Below are 247 nucleotides of genomic sequence, written 5' to 3' on the forward strand. Positions count from 1 at the left end.
GTTCGAGCATCGTGCATCCGAACGGCATGCGCTTTCAGGCATTCGACGAAAACGGGCAACTGCTTGTAGAAAAAGAGTATTACTCGATTGGCGGCGGCTTCGTGGTGAATCGCGAAGGCGATCGCGTGAACGGCGTGCGCGCCGGCGCGGAAGTGCCGCATCCGTTTCGTACCGGCGATGATCTGATGCGTGTGTGCCGCGAAACCGGCCTTTCGATCGCGCAAATCACGCTGAAAAACGAATGCGC

1 protein-coding gene is annotated in these 247 nt (G+C 58.3%); it reads left to right on the forward strand.

Going from position 1 to position 247, the window contains the following annotated elements; all coding sequences use genetic code 11:
- On the forward strand, positions 1–247 hold a 247-nt coding region (locus SB822_RS59615; protein ID WP_410859441.1), incomplete at both ends, for a serine dehydratase beta chain.

It is taken from the genome of Paraburkholderia sp. SIMBA_054 (genome assembly GCF_046534875.1).
GTDB lineage: Bacteria > Pseudomonadota > Gammaproteobacteria > Burkholderiales > Burkholderiaceae > Paraburkholderia > Paraburkholderia hospita.